The 13,745-nt window shown below is 71.3% G+C and carries 16 protein-coding genes; 12 read left to right on the top strand and 4 right to left on the bottom strand.

Features of this window, described 5'->3' with window-relative positions; translation table 11 throughout:
* Window positions 1-64 precede the first annotated feature (64 nt).
* Genes ACGFU7_RS01635 through ACGFU7_RS01625 form a run of 3 tightly spaced genes read left to right on the top strand, consistent with a single transcriptional unit; the run spans window position 65 to window position 2,730 of the window.
* On the top strand, window positions 65-1,039 hold the full coding sequence (locus ACGFU7_RS01635) for an ABC transporter ATP-binding protein (RefSeq protein WP_393691823.1): 975 nt from the start codon (window positions 65-67) through the stop codon (window positions 1,037-1,039).
* Between the two features lie 28 nt (window positions 1,040-1,067).
* Window positions 1,068-1,955 carry an ABC transporter permease gene (locus ACGFU7_RS01630; protein ID WP_393691208.1) on the top strand — a complete coding sequence of 296 codons (888 nt, stop codon included), beginning with the start codon at window positions 1,068-1,070 and terminating at the stop codon, window positions 1,953-1,955.
* 34 nt (window positions 1,956-1,989) lie between these two features.
* Window positions 1,990-2,730: an ABC transporter permease gene (locus ACGFU7_RS01625; RefSeq protein ID WP_393691207.1), complete on the top strand. Its 741-nt coding sequence runs from the start codon at window positions 1,990-1,992 to the stop codon at window positions 2,728-2,730.
* A gap of 144 nt (window positions 2,731-2,874) precedes the next feature.
* Here the strand turns inward: ACGFU7_RS01625 and ybaK are convergent, their stop codons facing one another.
* From ybaK to ACGFU7_RS01605, 4 genes are all read right to left on the bottom strand, one after another.
* The gene (gene ybaK, locus ACGFU7_RS01620) at window positions 2,875-3,378 is read right to left on the bottom strand and encodes a Cys-tRNA(Pro) deacylase (protein WP_393691205.1); all 504 of its coding nucleotides are present in this window, start codon (window positions 3,376-3,378) and stop codon (window positions 2,875-2,877) included.
* A 28-nt stretch (window positions 3,379-3,406) separates the two neighbouring features.
* A complete protein-coding gene (locus ACGFU7_RS01615; protein WP_393691204.1) occupies window positions 3,407-4,150 on the bottom strand; it encodes an LON peptidase substrate-binding domain-containing protein in 744 nt (247 codons plus the stop codon).
* 5 nt (window positions 4,151-4,155) lie between these two features.
* Entirely contained in the window at window positions 4,156-5,193 is a 1,038-nt protein-coding gene (locus ACGFU7_RS01610) for a hypothetical protein (RefSeq protein ID WP_393691202.1), read from the bottom strand.
* 264 nt (window positions 5,194-5,457) lie between these two features.
* Window positions 5,458-7,059 carry an oxidoreductase gene (locus ACGFU7_RS01605; RefSeq protein WP_393691200.1) on the bottom strand — a complete coding sequence of 534 codons (1,602 nt, stop codon included), beginning with the start codon at window positions 7,057-7,059 and terminating at the stop codon, window positions 5,458-5,460.
* Between the two features lie 138 nt (window positions 7,060-7,197).
* On the opposite strand from ACGFU7_RS01605, the gene hisD reads away from it, so the two are divergent.
* The 9 genes from hisD to ACGFU7_RS01560 all read left to right on the top strand — a co-directional run bounded on the left by hisD (window position 7,198) and on the right by ACGFU7_RS01560 (window position 13,724).
* A complete protein-coding gene (hisD, locus tag ACGFU7_RS01600; protein WP_393691198.1) occupies window positions 7,198-8,520 on the top strand; it encodes a histidinol dehydrogenase in 1,323 nt (440 codons plus the stop codon).
* On the top strand, window positions 8,517-9,647 hold the full coding sequence (locus ACGFU7_RS01595; protein ID WP_393691196.1) for a histidinol-phosphate transaminase: 1,131 nt from the start codon (window positions 8,517-8,519) through the stop codon (window positions 9,645-9,647). Before hisD ends, ACGFU7_RS01595 begins: the two co-directional genes overlap by 4 nt.
* Window positions 9,644-10,246: an imidazoleglycerol-phosphate dehydratase HisB gene (gene hisB, locus ACGFU7_RS01590; RefSeq protein ID WP_393691194.1), complete on the top strand. Its 603-nt coding sequence runs from the start codon at window positions 9,644-9,646 to the stop codon at window positions 10,244-10,246. Before ACGFU7_RS01595 ends, hisB begins: the two co-directional genes overlap by 4 nt.
* Window positions 10,243-10,410 (top strand): hypothetical protein, encoded by a 168-nt coding sequence (locus ACGFU7_RS01585; protein ID WP_176740053.1) that lies wholly within the window; start codon window positions 10,243-10,245, stop codon window positions 10,408-10,410. The genes hisB and ACGFU7_RS01585 overlap by 4 nt, the downstream gene beginning before the upstream one ends.
* Window positions 10,411-10,441: 31 nt before the next feature.
* Window positions 10,442-11,098: an imidazole glycerol phosphate synthase subunit HisH gene (gene hisH / locus ACGFU7_RS01580; RefSeq protein WP_383968695.1), complete on the top strand. Its 657-nt coding sequence runs from the start codon at window positions 10,442-10,444 to the stop codon at window positions 11,096-11,098.
* The gene (gene priA, locus ACGFU7_RS01575) at window positions 11,098-11,823 is read left to right on the top strand and encodes a bifunctional 1-(5-phosphoribosyl)-5-((5-phosphoribosylamino)methylideneamino)imidazole-4-carboxamide isomerase/phosphoribosylanthranilate isomerase PriA (protein WP_393691192.1); all 726 of its coding nucleotides are present in this window, start codon (window positions 11,098-11,100) and stop codon (window positions 11,821-11,823) included. The genes hisH and priA overlap by 1 nt, the downstream gene beginning before the upstream one ends.
* Entirely contained in the window at window positions 11,820-12,218 is a 399-nt protein-coding gene (locus ACGFU7_RS01570; protein WP_393691190.1) for a RidA family protein, read from the top strand. Before priA ends, ACGFU7_RS01570 begins: the two co-directional genes overlap by 4 nt.
* On the top strand, window positions 12,215-12,970 hold the full coding sequence (gene hisF, locus ACGFU7_RS01565) for an imidazole glycerol phosphate synthase subunit HisF (protein WP_393691189.1): 756 nt from the start codon (window positions 12,215-12,217) through the stop codon (window positions 12,968-12,970). The genes ACGFU7_RS01570 and hisF overlap by 4 nt, the downstream gene beginning before the upstream one ends.
* A gap of 166 nt (window positions 12,971-13,136) precedes the next feature.
* Window positions 13,137-13,724, top strand: coding sequence for an ArsR/SmtB family transcription factor (locus tag ACGFU7_RS01560; protein WP_393691187.1), 588 nt, complete (start codon window positions 13,137-13,139; stop codon window positions 13,722-13,724).
* Window positions 13,725-13,745: the final 21 nt, after the last annotated feature.

The following is a 13,745-nucleotide window of genomic DNA, read 5'->3' as shown; positions in this document are numbered from 1 at the left end:
CGACCCCGTACTCTCGTACCTCGTGAGTACGGGCACAGCACAGGCGCAGACGGCGACCGGGACCGTGTGCGCGGTGCGTGATCTGGTCAAGACCTATCCCGCCGCCCGCGGCCGCCGCGGTACACCCGCCACACCCGAGGTGCGCGCCACCGACGGGATCAGCCTGGACGTGCGGCGCGGCGAGATCTTCGGGCTCCTCGGCCCCAACGGCGCCGGAAAGTCCACCCTGGTACGGCAGCTCACCGGGCTGATGCGGCCCGACTCCGGCAGCGTCACCGTGCTGGGCCACGATCTCGTACGCCATCCCGAGCGGGCCTCCCGGCTGATCGGGTACCTCGGGCAGGAGTCCACCGCCCTCGACGACCTGACCGTCTCGCTCGCCGCCGAGACCACCGGACGGCTGCGCGGCCTCGCGGTACGGGACGCCCGCGCCGAGCGCGACGCTGTACTCGACGAACTCGGCCTCACCGAGATCGCGGGACGCCCCCTGAAGAAGCTCTCCGGCGGACAGCGGCGGCTCGCCTGCTTCGCGACCGCGCTGGTCGGCGAGCGGCCGGTGCTGGTGCTGGACGAGCCGACGACCGGGATGGATCCCGTCGCGCGGCGCGCCGTCTGGGCCGCCGTCGACCGGCGCCGGGCCGAACGCGGCACGACGGTGCTGCTCGTCACCCACAACGTCATCGAGGCCGAGACGGTCCTCGACCGGGTCGCTGTGATCGAACGCGGCAAGGTCATCGCCTGTGACACGCCGACCGGGCTCAAGGAACGTGTCGCGGGCGAGGTCCGGGTCGAGCTGGTGTGGCGCGAACGGGCACCCCTGGACGTGCCCGAAGTGGCCGCGCTGCACGGCTCGGCCCAGGAGTCCGGGCGGCGCTGGGTGCTGCGGCTCGGTCCCGACGAGGCACGGGCGGCGGTCGCCGCGGTGACCGGCGGTGCGGCCTTTGCCGCACTCGACGACTTCACGCTGGCGACGCCCAGCCTGGAGGACGTCTATCTCGCGCTCGGCGGGGACGCGACCAAGGGGCTGGTGAAGTCATGACCGGGGCGGGCGGGGCGAGCGGGTGCACATGCGTGGCCGGGCAGGGAGCGAACAGGAGCAGCGCCAGGTGACGAGCATCGTTCCCGCGCAGGCGGTGACCGGACCCGTCCGGACCGCCGATGACGGCCGTGCCGGCCGCGACGTCCACGAGGGGACGGCTCCCGCGCCGCTCGCGCCGCGGGCCCGGCTGTTCCCCTCGCTCGCGGCCGTCTACCGTGCCCAGCTGTCCCGGGCCAGGGTCGCCCGTATCCCGCTGCTCTTCGTCGCGACCTTCCAGTCCGTCGGGATCATGGTGCTGATGCGCGGGGTCGTCGACGGCGGCTCCGAGGCGCGGGCCGTCGTCGCCGGATCCAGCGTCCTCGTGGTGGCCTTCGTCGCGCTCAACCTGCTCGCCCAGTACTTCGGGCAGCTGCGGGCGGGTGGCGGACTGGACCACTACGCCACCCTGCCGGTGCCGCCCGCCGCTGTGGTGCTCGGCGCGGCCGGGGCGTACGCCTCCTTCACCGTGCCGGGCACGATCGTCACGGCCGTGGCGGGGAGCGTGCTGTTCGGGCTGCCGCTGACGCATCTGTGGGTGCTCGTCGCCGTCATCCCCCTCTCCGGGGCGGCGCTCTCCGGGCTCGGTGCCGCGATGGGGCTGCTCGCGCCCCGGCAGGAGCTGGCCACGCTGCTCGGGCAGCTGGGCATGTCGGCGGCGCTGCTGCTCGGCGTCCTGCCGGCCGACCGGCTGCCCGGGCCGATCGGCTGGGCCCGCGATCTGCTGCCGTCGACGTACGGTGTCGAGGCGCTCTCCCGGTCCTTCGACGCCCACCCCGACTGGGCGGTCGTTGCACTGGATCTCACGGTCTGCGCCGTCGTCGGCGTCCTCTCGCTGGCCGCGGCCACCTGGGCGTACCGCAGGGCAGCGGTCCGGTGAGGCGCGGCACAGGGACGCCTGGCACGATGGCACGGTGACCGCACCTCTGACGCCGCCTCACCAGCCCTCGTCCAACGACCCCTGGCAGACCCCGCCGAAATGGGGTGGCCCGGGTGGTCCCGGCGGCCCGGGTGCCTCCCACTCCGGCAACCTGCTGGAGTCGCAGGAGGAGCGGGATCTCCGGTCGGATCTGCTGCGGGCCGCTGCCGTCGCCCTTCTCGTGACCGTCGCCGGCATCGGGCTCGGATTCCTCTGGCTGTGGCTGGCGCCGCGGGTTCCGCTGATCTCCGACAGTACGGCCGTCTTCCTCAGCGACAGCGAGGGCGAGGAGGCGATCGGCGCCGACGGTACGTTCGTGCTGCTGGCACTGGCATTCGGTGCTCTCTCCGCGGCGCTGGTCTTCTTGTTCCAGCGGCGTGGCGGAATCGCCCTGGTGGTGGGGCTCGCGCTGGGCGGGCTGCTCGGTTCGCTGCTGGCCTGGCGGCTGGGGGTGTGGCTCGGGCCGGACCAGGATGTGGTCGCGCACGCGCGGGCGGTCGGCAAGGGTGTGGTCTTCGACGCGCCGCTTCGGCTGCGGGCGAAGGGGGCCGCGTTGCTGGCGTGGCCGCTCGGGGCGATGGCGGTTCATCTCGGGTTGACGGCGCTGTTCGGGCCGCGGGATCCGGAGCCGGAGTGGGGGGTGTTTCCGGGGTGGGCCGCGGGTGGGCCTGTGCCGGGGGCGGGGGCGTCGCCCGCGGGTGGGGGTGTGCCGCCCGTGCCTCCGGCTGAGTCTTAGGCGGGGTGCGGGCGCGTGGGCCGCTGCGCGGGGCTTGTCCCCTGCCCGCCCCTTCCCGAACCGGGGCTCCGCCCCGGGACCCCGCTCCTCAAACGCCGGAGGGGCTGGAATGTGCCCTCAAACGCCGGGCGGGCTTGATTTTGCCTACCCCCGGCCGATCTCCGCGAACACCGCCCCCGTCAGGGACGCCAGGTCCGTGGGGGACAGTTCGACCTCCAGGCCGCGGCGGCCCGCCGAGACGCAGATTGTTTCGTGGGACTGTGCCGACGTGTCCAGCACCGTACGCAGCTGCTTCCGCTGGCCCAGAGGGGAGATGCCGCCCCGTACGTAGCCGGTGGTGCGTTCTGCGGCTGCCGGGTCGGCCATCGCGGCTCGTTTGCCGCCCACAGCGGAGGCCAGGGCCTTGAGATCCAGGGAGCCGGCCACCGGGACGACCGCCACGGTGAGGGCGCCGTCGACATCCGCGACCAGGGTCTTGAAGACCCGGTCGGGGGAGACGCCCAGAGCCTCGGCCGCCTCCTCGCCGTAGGAGGCCGACGCCGGGTCGTGATCGTAGGAGTGGACGGTGAACGCCGTGCCGGCCGCGGTCAGCGCGACCGTTGCCGGGGTGCCGCCGGACTGTTGCTGCTTCTTCGGCTTCTTCGCCACGGGGAAGGTTCCTCGGGTCGGTCGTCAGTCAGTTGGGGTGGGTCGGGGCACGCGTCAGGTCCACCGCGGGCAGGGACGGCAGATGCCGGATGACGGCGGTCTCGGAGCGCAGCAGCGTCAGTTCCTCGCGCAGCCGGGTCGCGGTGTCGGGTGCCTGGAGCAGCCGCTGCTTGCACGGGATGTCGAGTACGGCCGCCGCCGCGACCAGGTAGGAGACGACGGAGGGGTCGTCGGGCAGCTCCGCGCCCGTCGTCAGGGAGCGTTCGTTCGCCCCGGCCAGCCGCTTCTGGTAGCTGCGGAAGGCCCGCAGGACGCCCTCGGCGAGCGCGCCGGCCTCCTCGCCGGGTTCCTCGTCCAGCTCTTCGAGTTCGGCCGTCAGATAGGGGCCGCTCGCCTCGACGGAGAGCAGCTTGACCCGGGTGGTGCCGGTCGCGAGGACCTCGAAGCTGCCGTCCGGCCGTTCCCGGATCTTCGCCGCGTCGGCGATACAGCCGACCCGGTGGAAGGTCTGGATCGGATCGGGGCCGAAGCCGTCCGCGGGGCCGCGCTCGACGGGGGTGCTCACCGCCTCCGGCATTCCGGCGGCCGTCGGGGCGATCTCGCGGCCGTCGCGGATCGCAACCACGGCAAAGCGGCGGGGTTCGTCGTCGTCGGTCTTCAGCAGCTCGCGCATCATGGCGCGATAACGCTCTTCGAAGACGTTCAGCGGCAGCACGAGGCCGGGGAACAGCACCGCGTTCAGCGGGAACAGAGGCAGGCGAGCGGTGGTCACAACGGTCAAGCGTAATGGCCGCGGGGCCGGCCCCGGTCGGCCCGGCCCGGCAAGGGCGCCACACAGGCCACCCGGAGCCGCGCCTCGTCCCTCGCGTCGAGGAACCGGCCGAGCGGATCGTCGGAGACCGAGGACCACGGGAACGACGTGGCATGGGGTCCGATCTGCCGGAACTGTTCCAGCGCCTCGTCCCATCGGCCCCGGGCGACCAGCACGAACGCCAGCAGGTTGCGGACCTCGGCGGGCCAGGGATCGCCGGGCGCGAACGAGGCGGACAGCGTGATCGCCAGATCCGCCGCCGTGTCGATCCGCTCCTCCTGCACCGAGGTGGTCCGTACGTCCGGGCCCTCGTTCAGCAGGGCGAGGGCGGCCCGCAGCGGCAGCGCCTGCACCAGCGAGCTGGGCAGCGAGTCCTCGGCGGCCCGCTCGGCGAAGTCGAAGCACTCGCGGTGCGAGCCGTACCAGGCGGCGGAGAGGTACCGCAGCGCCGCGACATGGCAGCCGTAGTGGTGCGAGGAGCGCTGGATGGCCTGCTTCCACAGCGCCTCGAACATGGTGTGCGTGGCGTGAGTGCCGCGCGCGTGGTCGAGCGCGAGCCGCCACGGCACCGGGTCGCGGGGATCGCTCTCGGCCGCCGCGGTGATCAGCGGTCCCACCTCGCGCAGCTGCTCGGCCCGGACGGGCGACTCCCAGGCCCGGCGGACCGCCAGCTGGGCCTTGACGAGCAGCGCGTCCGGGTCGTGCGGCGCGGCGGCGAGCCAGTCGGTCAGCCAGCCGTCGCGGTTGCGGGCGAACGTGACGAGCCGGCTGAGGTAGCGGTCCCGGTTCTCCCACTCGGCGCCGTCCCGGGTGGTGGCGAGGAGTTTCGCGGCCGGTTCGTACTCCCCGAGGGCGGCGGCGACGAGCGCCGGAGAGAGCCGCTCGTCGGGGGCGTCGAGCAGCACCGCGTCGTCCGCGGGCAGTCCGGCGGATCCCTGGGGGGAGCGCCGGATCATGCGCGCGGTACGGAGCAGAGCGCGAAGGAATGGCATGGTGCAGACCATTGAAAAGCGCTGGTCGGGACGGCGCCAGGGGGGCGCTGTGAAGCTTTGGTGCCGAGTGAATGGGTTGTATCGAGCTGGGTCAATAAAAGGTAAAGGAAAGCGGGGAATCTGGCTTGTTCCCACTCCTTTGGCCATCGGCTTCCGGCAGTTCGGCCGTGGCTCGGCAGGTCGTTCGATCACGGCCTACGGCCACCGCGACCGCTCCGCAGAAGGGCTTCGCCCGGTCGGACGGCCGGCCGTCCGACCGGGCGAAGCCGGATCCGGTCAGCCCCGGCGCAGCAGCCGTGAGGCGCCCGCCGCGACCGTCGTGGCCAGTATCCAACCCAGCAGGACGAGCACGGCCGACGCCCACTGCCAGCCGCCCTCCATCCGCCAGTAACCGTCCTGGCCGAGGTTGATCACCGGCACCAGCAGATCGAGTGCGTACAGCGCCGGGTTCCACTGCGGATGCTCATCCTGTTTGATCGCCGCCGGGACGTGCTGGGAGAAGGCCAGCGCACCCGCCGCCCACAGCACCGCCATCCACACCGCGGCCCGCCCCGGCCGGTAGCCGTACGCCACCGTCCAGTCCTGGAGGAAGCCCCAGAGCTTCGCGGCGGGCGGCAGCGTCTCGCGGCGCCGCCGCTGCTTGGCCAGCAGCACCTCGCGGGCGTCCGCGTCCTCCCCGCAGTTGCGCAGCACCGTGGCGAGGCGTTCGTACGGCTCCGGTACGTACTCCGGGGTCGCCGCCGCCACCCACTCCAGGCGCCGGGAGAGCGGGAAGTGCCCGTACGGAACGAGGTTCTCGTACACGAAACCGCCCATCGCCAGACCGCCGGGCCCCGGCCAGCTGGTCGACACATCGATCAGCGTGACGACCTTCGCACCGTTCAGCACGACCCGGCCCTCCTCCGGCCGCTCCGCGTTGAACCGCAGCTCCGGGGTGACGATCCGGCGCAGCGACAGCTCCTCGTGCCTGGCCAGCACGAACCGTGCCTTGTGCAGATCGACCGCGTCGCCGAACCGCCCGTCGTCCAGGCGTACCCCGCCGCGGCACTCGAAGTTCTGCGAACGCGTACCGCGCGCCGGGGTCGGGGCCATGACGATGCCGTACGGGGGAGTGGTGCCCTGGTTCCCGGTGTCGATGCTCACCCACGCCTCGCTCATGTACAGCGTCCGCTCCACGGTCAGCTGAGGGGCGTTCAGCGCGCGTCGCCCCTCCCTGCCCCGCAGCCGGCTGCCGCGCAGACTCAGCGAACCGCCGACCTTCGCCCCGCGCAGGCTCAGCTCGCCGCGTGCCTCGACCATCTCCGCCTGCAGATCCTGGGCGACCGCCAGCCCGTCACCGGCCAGGGCCCGCCCACTCCGGTCGGGACCGATCTCGATCTGGTTGATCAGCAGATCGGTGCCGATCTGTGCGTCGGTGAGCCGGATCCCGTGCTTGATGCGGCAGCGCGGCAGATGCAGATCGCCTTCCGTGCGCAGCCGGGCCGCCTCCAGCCGCGGCATCGCGCAGCCGACCATCCGCAACGTCGTGAAATGGCATTCGGGCAGCACCACCTCGCTCTCGAAGCGGCAGCCGGTCAGCTCGACGTACGGCGCGACGCGCCCGCCCGCGAGATCCAGTGTCCCGGTGATCCGTACACCCCGGAGCTTCAGCGCCGCGACCCGGCCGGGCCGAGGCGGCGGTCCGGACAGCAGCAGCCGGGCGACGACGCGCCCGTCCACGCTGCGCTCCGGTCCCCAGACGCGCGGCGCGAACGGATCGTCCCGCGCCGGGTCGCGGGCGCGCAGATCGTAGGTGCTGCCGTTCCGGAATGCCTGCCACATGCCCAGCTCGGCTGCGCTGAGACCGTCCGGAAAATCGCCGTCGTGCGGTTCGGTCACGGGTGCCCCTTCCGCTCGGAGCTGTTCTTCCCTCTGAGTGACGAAGTGAAAGCTATTGGTCAGCAGTGACAGCCGGGACATGTATCAGCCAGTGATACGGGCGACCGGACGCCGGAGGCGGTCTGCGAGAATTGCGGTGTGATCTCTCGAATCGATCTGCGCGGCAACGCCCTCCCCGAGGGTGGAGCCCTGCGCGACCTGCTGCCCCGTGCCGAGTTCGACGTGGAAGCCGCCCTGGAGACGGTGCGGCCCATCTGCGAGGACGTACGCCATCGTGGCTCCGCGGCAGTGATCGAGTGGGGGGAGAAATTCGACGGCGTACGGATCGACTCGATCCGCGTTCCGGCCGCGGCGATCGCCGAGGCGCTGGAGCGGCTCGACCCCGCCGTACGGGCCGCCCTCGAAGAGTCGATCCGCCGCGCCCGCCTCGTCCACCGCGAGCAGCGCCGCACCACGCACACCACCCAGGTCGTCCCCGGCGGCACCGTCACCGAGAAGTGGGTGCCGGTCGAGCGCGTCGGGCTGTACGTACCGGGCGGGCGCTCCGTCTACCCGTCGTCCGTCGTCATGAACGTCGTACCGGCCCAGGAGGCGGGCGTCGAGGGCATCGCCGTCGCGTCCCCGCCGCAGAAGGACTTCGACGGTCTGCCGCACCCGACCGTCCTCGCGGCCTGCGCCCTGCTCGGCGTCGACGAGGTGTACGCGGCCGGCGGCGCCCAGGCCGTCGCGATGTTCGCGTACGGAACGGCCGAATGCCCTCCGGTGAATCTCGTCACCGGCCCCGGCAACATCTATGTCGCCGCCGCCAAGCGCCTCCTCAAGGGCCGGATCGGCATCGACGCCGAGGCGGGCCCCACCGAGATCGCGATCCTCGCCGACTCCACCGCCGACCCGGTGCACGTCGCCGCGGACCTGATCAGCCAGGCCGAGCACGACCCGATGGCCGCCGCCGTCCTCGTCACCGACTCCGAGGAACTGGCCGCCGCCACCGAGGCCGAGCTGAAGCCTCAGGTCGCCGCGACGAAGCACGTCACCGACCGGATCGAGCCCGCACTGGCCGGCCGGCAGTCCGCGATCGTTCTGGTCAACGACCTGGAGGACGGCCTCAGGGTCGTCGACGCGTACGCCGCCGAGCACCTGGAGATCCAGACCGCCGACGCCGCCGCGCTCGCCGACCGGGTCCGCAACGCCGGGGCGGTCTTCGTCGGCCCGTGGGCCCCGGTCTCGCTCGGCGACTACTGCGCCGGCTCCAACCACGTCCTGCCCACCGGCGGCTGCGCCTGCCACTCCTCGGGCCTGTCGGTGCAGTCCTTCCTGCGCGGCATCCACATCGTCGACTACACGCGAGACGCGCTCGCCGAGGTCACCCACCACGTCGTGACCCTCGCCGAGGCGGAGGACCTTCCCGCCCACGGCGCCGCGCTCAAGGCCAGGTTCGGCTGGAAGGTTCCGCAGCAGTGACGCACAGCAACACCACGCCGACGACACGCATCGACGATCTCCCGATCCGCGACGAACTGCGCGGCAAGTCCCCGTACGGGGCGCCACAGCTCGACGTTCCCGTGCGGCTGAACACCAACGAGAACCCGTACCCGCTGCCCGATGCGCTCGTCGACCGGATCGCCGAGCGTGTCCGCGAGGCCGCCCGCGACCTCAACCGCTACCCCGACCGGGATGCCGTCGAGCTCCGTACGGAGCTGGCCCGCTACCTCAGCCGCACCGCCGGGCACGAGGTCGCCCTCGCCAACGTCTGGGCGGCCAACGGCTCCAACGAGGTGCTCCAGCAGCTGCTGCAGACCTTCGGCGGCCCGGGGCGTACCGCGATCGGCTTCGAGCCCTCGTACTCCATGCACGCCCTCATCGCCCGCGGCACCGGCACCGGCTGGATCTCCGGACCGCGCAACGAGGACTTCACCATCGATGTCGACGGTGCGCGCAAGACCATCGCCGAGCACCGGCCCGACGTCGTCTTCATCACGTCGCCCAACAACCCCACCGGCACCGCCGTCGACGCCGACACCGTTCTCGCGCTGTACGAGGCGGCCCAGGCGGCCAAGCCGTCGATGGTCGTCGTCGACGAGGCGTACGGCGAGTTCAGCCACCACGCCTCGCTGCTCCCGCTGATCGAGGGCCGGCCGAACATGGTGCTCTCACGCACCATGTCGAAGGCGTTCGGCGCCGCCGGACTGCGCCTCGGCTACCTCGCCGCCGACCCGGCCGTCGTCGACGCCGTCCAGCTGGTGCGGCTGCCGTACCACCTGTCCTCCATCACCCAGGCCACCGCGCTCGCCGCCCTGGAGCACACGGATACGCTGCTGGGATACGTCGCGCAGCTCAAGAGCGAGCGCGACCGGATCGTCACCCGGCTGCGCGCTCTCGGCTACGACGTCACCGACTCGGACGCCAACTTCGTCCAGTTCGGCCGCTTCGCCGACAGCCACACCGCCTGGCAGCGGATCCTCGACCGGGGCGTCCTGGTCCGGGACAACGGCGTACCGGGATGGCTGCGGGTCTCCGCGGGCACCCCGGCAGAGAACGACGCGTTCCTCGATGCGGTACGCGAACTCAAGAAGGAGCACGACGCATGACTCGCGCGGCCCGCGTAGGAAGAGTCGAACGCACCACCAAGGAAACCTCGGTACTCGTCGAGATCAACCTCGACGGCACCGGCAAGGTCGATGTGTCGACCGGGGTCGGCTTCTACGACCACATGCTCGACCAGCTCGGCCGGCACGGGCTCTTCGACCTCACGGTCAAGACCGACGGCGACCTGCACATCGACTCTCACCACACCATCGAGGACACCGCCCTCGCCCTCGGCGCCGCCTTCAAGCAGGCTCTCGGCGACAAGGTCGGCATCTACCGCTTCGGCAACTGCACCGTCCCGCTGGACGAGTCGCTCGCCCAGGTCACCGTCGACCTCTCCGGTCGCCCCTACCTGGTGCACACCGAGCCCGAGAACATGGCGCCGATGATCGGCGAGTACGACACGACGATGACCCGGCACATCCTGGAGTCCTTCGTCGCCCAGGCGCAGATCGCCCTGCACGTTCACGTGCCGTACGGGCGCAACGCCCACCACATCGTGGAGTGCCAGTTCAAGGCGCTCGCCCGCGCCCTGCGCTACGCCGGCGAGCACGACCCGCGCGCTGCCGGAATTCTTCCCTCCACGAAGGGCGCGCTGTGACCGGCCTCAACACCATCCTGATCCTGGTCGGCCTGTTCCTGGCCGGCGGGGTCTACTCCTTCTCGAAGCAGAAGATGCCCAAGGGCGTCATCGTCCTGCTCGGGCTCGCGTCCGTGATGTGCCTGGTCGCAGGTGTCATGCGGATCCAGGGACTCTGGGACTGAGGTACGACTTGTGAGCGACGAGAAGAAGCTTGTGAGCGACAAGCAGAAGAGCGGCAAGAAGAAGGTCGTCGTCTTCGACTACGGCTTCGGCAATGTCCGGTCCGCCGAGCGGGCCCTCGCCCACGTCGGCGCGGATGTCGAGATCACCCGCGACTACGAGAAGGCGATGAACGCCGACGGGCTGCTGGTGCCCGGCGTCGGTGCGTTCTCCGCCTGCATGGAGGGGCTGAAGAAGGCCCGCGGTGAATGGATCATCGGCCGCAGGCTCTCCGGCGGCCGCCCCGTCATGGGCATCTGCGTCGGTATGCAGATCCTCTTCGAGCGCGGCATCGAGCACGGCGTGGAGACGGAGGGGCTGGACGAATGGCCCGGCACCGTCGCCCCGCTGAAGGCCCCGATCGTCCCGCACATGGGCTGGAACACCGTGCGGTCCCCCGAGGACTCCCAGCTCTTCGCAGGTCTCGACCCCGAGGCCCGGTTCTACTTCGTGCACTCCTACGCCGTGCACGACTGGAGCCTGGAGGTCACCAACGCCAAGATCCGCGCGCCCCGGGTCACCTGGGCCACCCACGGCGAGCCGTTCGTCGCGGCCGTGGAGAACGGTGCCCTGTGGGCCACCCAGTTCCACCCCGAGAAGTCCGGCGATGCCGGCGCCCAGCTGCTGACCAACTGGATTGAGACGCTGTAATGCCGAAGCTTGAACTCCTCCCCGCCGTCGACGTCCGCGACGGCCAGGCCGTCCGCCTCGTCCACGGCGAGTCCGGCTCCGAGACCTCCTACGGTGACCCCCTGCAGGCCGCCCTCGCCTGGCAGCGGGCGGGCGCCGAATGGCTGCATCTCGTCGACCTGGACGCCGCGTTCGGCACCGGTGACAACCGGGCGCAGATCGCCGAGGTCGCCCGCTCCATGGACATCAAGGTCGAGCTCTCCGGCGGCATCCGCGACGACGCCTCGCTCGCCGCGGCCCTCGCCACCGGCTGCACCCGGGTCAACCTCGGCACCGCCGCACTGGAGACCCCCGAGTGGGTCGCCAAGGTCATCACCGAGCACGGCGACAAGATCGCCGTCGGCCTGGACGTCCGCGGCACGACACTGCGCGGCCGCGGCTGGACCCGCGACGGTGGCGACCTCTACGAGACGCTCGCCCGCCTCGACTCCGAGGGCTGCGCCCGTTACGTCGTCACCGACATCGCCAAGGACGGCACGCTCCAGGGCCCCAACCTGGAGCTCCTGAAGAACGTCTGCGCCGCCACCGACAAGCCCGTCGTCGCCTCCGGCGGTGTCTCCTCGCTGGACGACCTGCGGGCCATCTCCTCGCTCGTCCCGGACGGTGTCGAGGGCGCGATCGTCGGCAAGGCGCTGTACGCGAAGGCGTTCACCCTCGAAGAGGCGCTGCAGGTGGTCTCCGGATGACCGACTCCGTCAACCGCATCTCCTCCGGCGCCCCCTGGGAGGACAAGTTTGGCTACTCCCGCGCGGTCGAGCTGTCCAACGGCCTTGTCCTGGTCGCCGGTTGCACGTCGGTGGTCAACGGACAGATCGCCGCGGGCGGCCCGTACGAGCAGGCCGTCACCTCCTTCAAAGTCGCCTTCGACGCGCTGAAGCAGGTCGGTCTGGGCCGCGAGGACGTCGTCCGCACCCGGATGTACATCACGCACGCCCGGGACGTGGACGAGGTCGGCCGCGCCCACAAGGAGCTCTTCGACGACGTCCGCCCCGCCGCGTCGATGATCATCGTGTCCGGTTTCGTGGACCCGAGCCTGGTCGTCGAGGTCGAGGTCGAGGCATACCGGGCAGGTGCGCGGTGACTCTCGCGGTACGTGTCATTCCGTGCCTGGACGTCGACAACGGCCGGGTCGTCAAGGGTGTCAATTTCCAGAACCTGCGCGATGCGGGCGACCCCGTCGAGATGGCGAAGCTGTACGACGCCGAGGGCGCCGACGAGCTGACCTTCCTGGACATCACCGCGTCCAGCGGCGACCGGGAGACCACCTACGACGTGGTGCGCCGCACCGCCGAGCAGGTCTTCATCCCGCTCACGGTCGGCGGCGGCGTCCGTACCGCCGACGACGTCGACAGGCTGCTGCGGGCGGGTGCGGACAAGGTCGGCGTCAACACCGCGGCCATCGCCCGCCCGGACCTCATCCGGGAGATCGCCGAGCGCTTCGGCCGCCAGGTCCTGGTGCTCTCCGTGGACGCCCGGCGCACGCCCGCGGGCACCTTCGAGGTCACCACGCACGGCGGCCGCAAGGGCACCGGCATCGACGCCGTCGAATGGGCGCACCGGGCCGCCGAGCTGGGCGCGGGCGAGATCCTGCTCAACTCGATGGACGCCGACGGCACCAAGGACGGCTACGACACCGAGATGATCGCGGCGGTACGGGAGCATGTGACCGTCCCCGTCATCGCCTCCGGCGGCGCGGGCCGGCTCGCGGACTTCGCGCCGGCCATCGCGGCGGGCGCCGACGCGGTGCTCGCCGCGTCCGTCTTCCACTTCGGCGATCTGCGGATCTCCGAGGTCAAGGGCGCTCTCAGGGAGGCCGGACACCCGGTCCGCTGACCGCAGCACTCATCGATCGCCGGACGAGCCGTTTTTGGCTCGTCCGGCGATCGGCGTTCTGAGGGCCGTTTCTTCTCCGATCGCGGCAACATCGGCACCGAATCCCGCAACTTTTATTGCGCAATAAAGATTGCGCAAGTTTTCTTTCCTATCTACGGTGGAGGGCATGGCAAGCAATGAATCGCGCCGTGTCTCGGATCTGGAGACCCTGAAGGCGTTCGGGCACCCCCTGCGGATGAAGCTGTACCGGGCGCTCTACATCTCCCGTAAGGCCACCGCCTCCCAGCTCGCCGAGCAGGTCGACGAGGCGGTCTCGCTGGTCAGCTACCACCTGCGCAAGCTTGCCGACCACGGTCTGATCGAGGAGGCCGAGACGCAGGGCAAGGACGGGCGGGAGCGCTGGTGGCAGCCCGCCTCGAAGGGGCTGAACTTCCACGACGAGGACTTCAGCGACGCGCCCGAGAAGGTCGCCACGCATGCCGCTGTCGGCCGGCTCTCCTTCGACCAGCACAACGAGCTGTACCGCCGCTACCTCGACTCGGCCCAGAGCTGGTCCCCGGAGTGGCGCAGCGCCTCCGGCGCTTCCGAGTACCTGGCCCGGCTCACCGCGGACGAGCTCGCCGCGCTCGGCCGCGAGGTGCACGAGCTGATCGACCGGTACGAGGAGCTCGGCCGCGCCCGCGACGAGGCCGGGGACACGGAAGGGCGCGAGAACGTCGCGGTGCACCTGTACACATTCCCGTTCCGCATCTGAGCCGGCGCCCCGAGAGGACGA

The organism is Streptomyces sp. NPDC048473, assembly GCF_043200155.1.
Lineage (GTDB): Bacteria > Actinomycetota > Actinomycetes > Streptomycetales > Streptomycetaceae > Streptomyces.
This window is presented reverse-complemented; position numbering and strand designations above follow the sequence as displayed.

Excerpts from the sequence above, each read along its gene's own strand:
- ACGFU7_RS01630 (WP_393691208.1), top strand. The coding sequence starts at position 1,068 with ATGCGTGGCCGGGCAGGGAGCGAACAGGAGCAGCGCCAGGTGACGAGC.
- ACGFU7_RS01610 (WP_393691202.1), bottom strand. The coding sequence starts at position 5,193 with ATGGTCTGCACCATGCCATTCCTTCGCGCTCTGCTCCGTACCGCGCGC.
- hisB (WP_393691194.1), top strand. The coding sequence starts at position 9,644 with ATGACTCGCGCGGCCCGCGTAGGAAGAGTCGAACGCACCACCAAGGAA.
- priA (WP_393691192.1), top strand. The coding sequence starts at position 11,098 with ATGCCGAAGCTTGAACTCCTCCCCGCCGTCGACGTCCGCGACGGCCAG.
- ACGFU7_RS01570 (WP_393691190.1), top strand. The coding sequence starts at position 11,820 with ATGACCGACTCCGTCAACCGCATCTCCTCCGGCGCCCCCTGGGAGGAC.
- ACGFU7_RS01560 (WP_393691187.1), top strand. The coding sequence starts at position 13,137 with ATGGCAAGCAATGAATCGCGCCGTGTCTCGGATCTGGAGACCCTGAAG.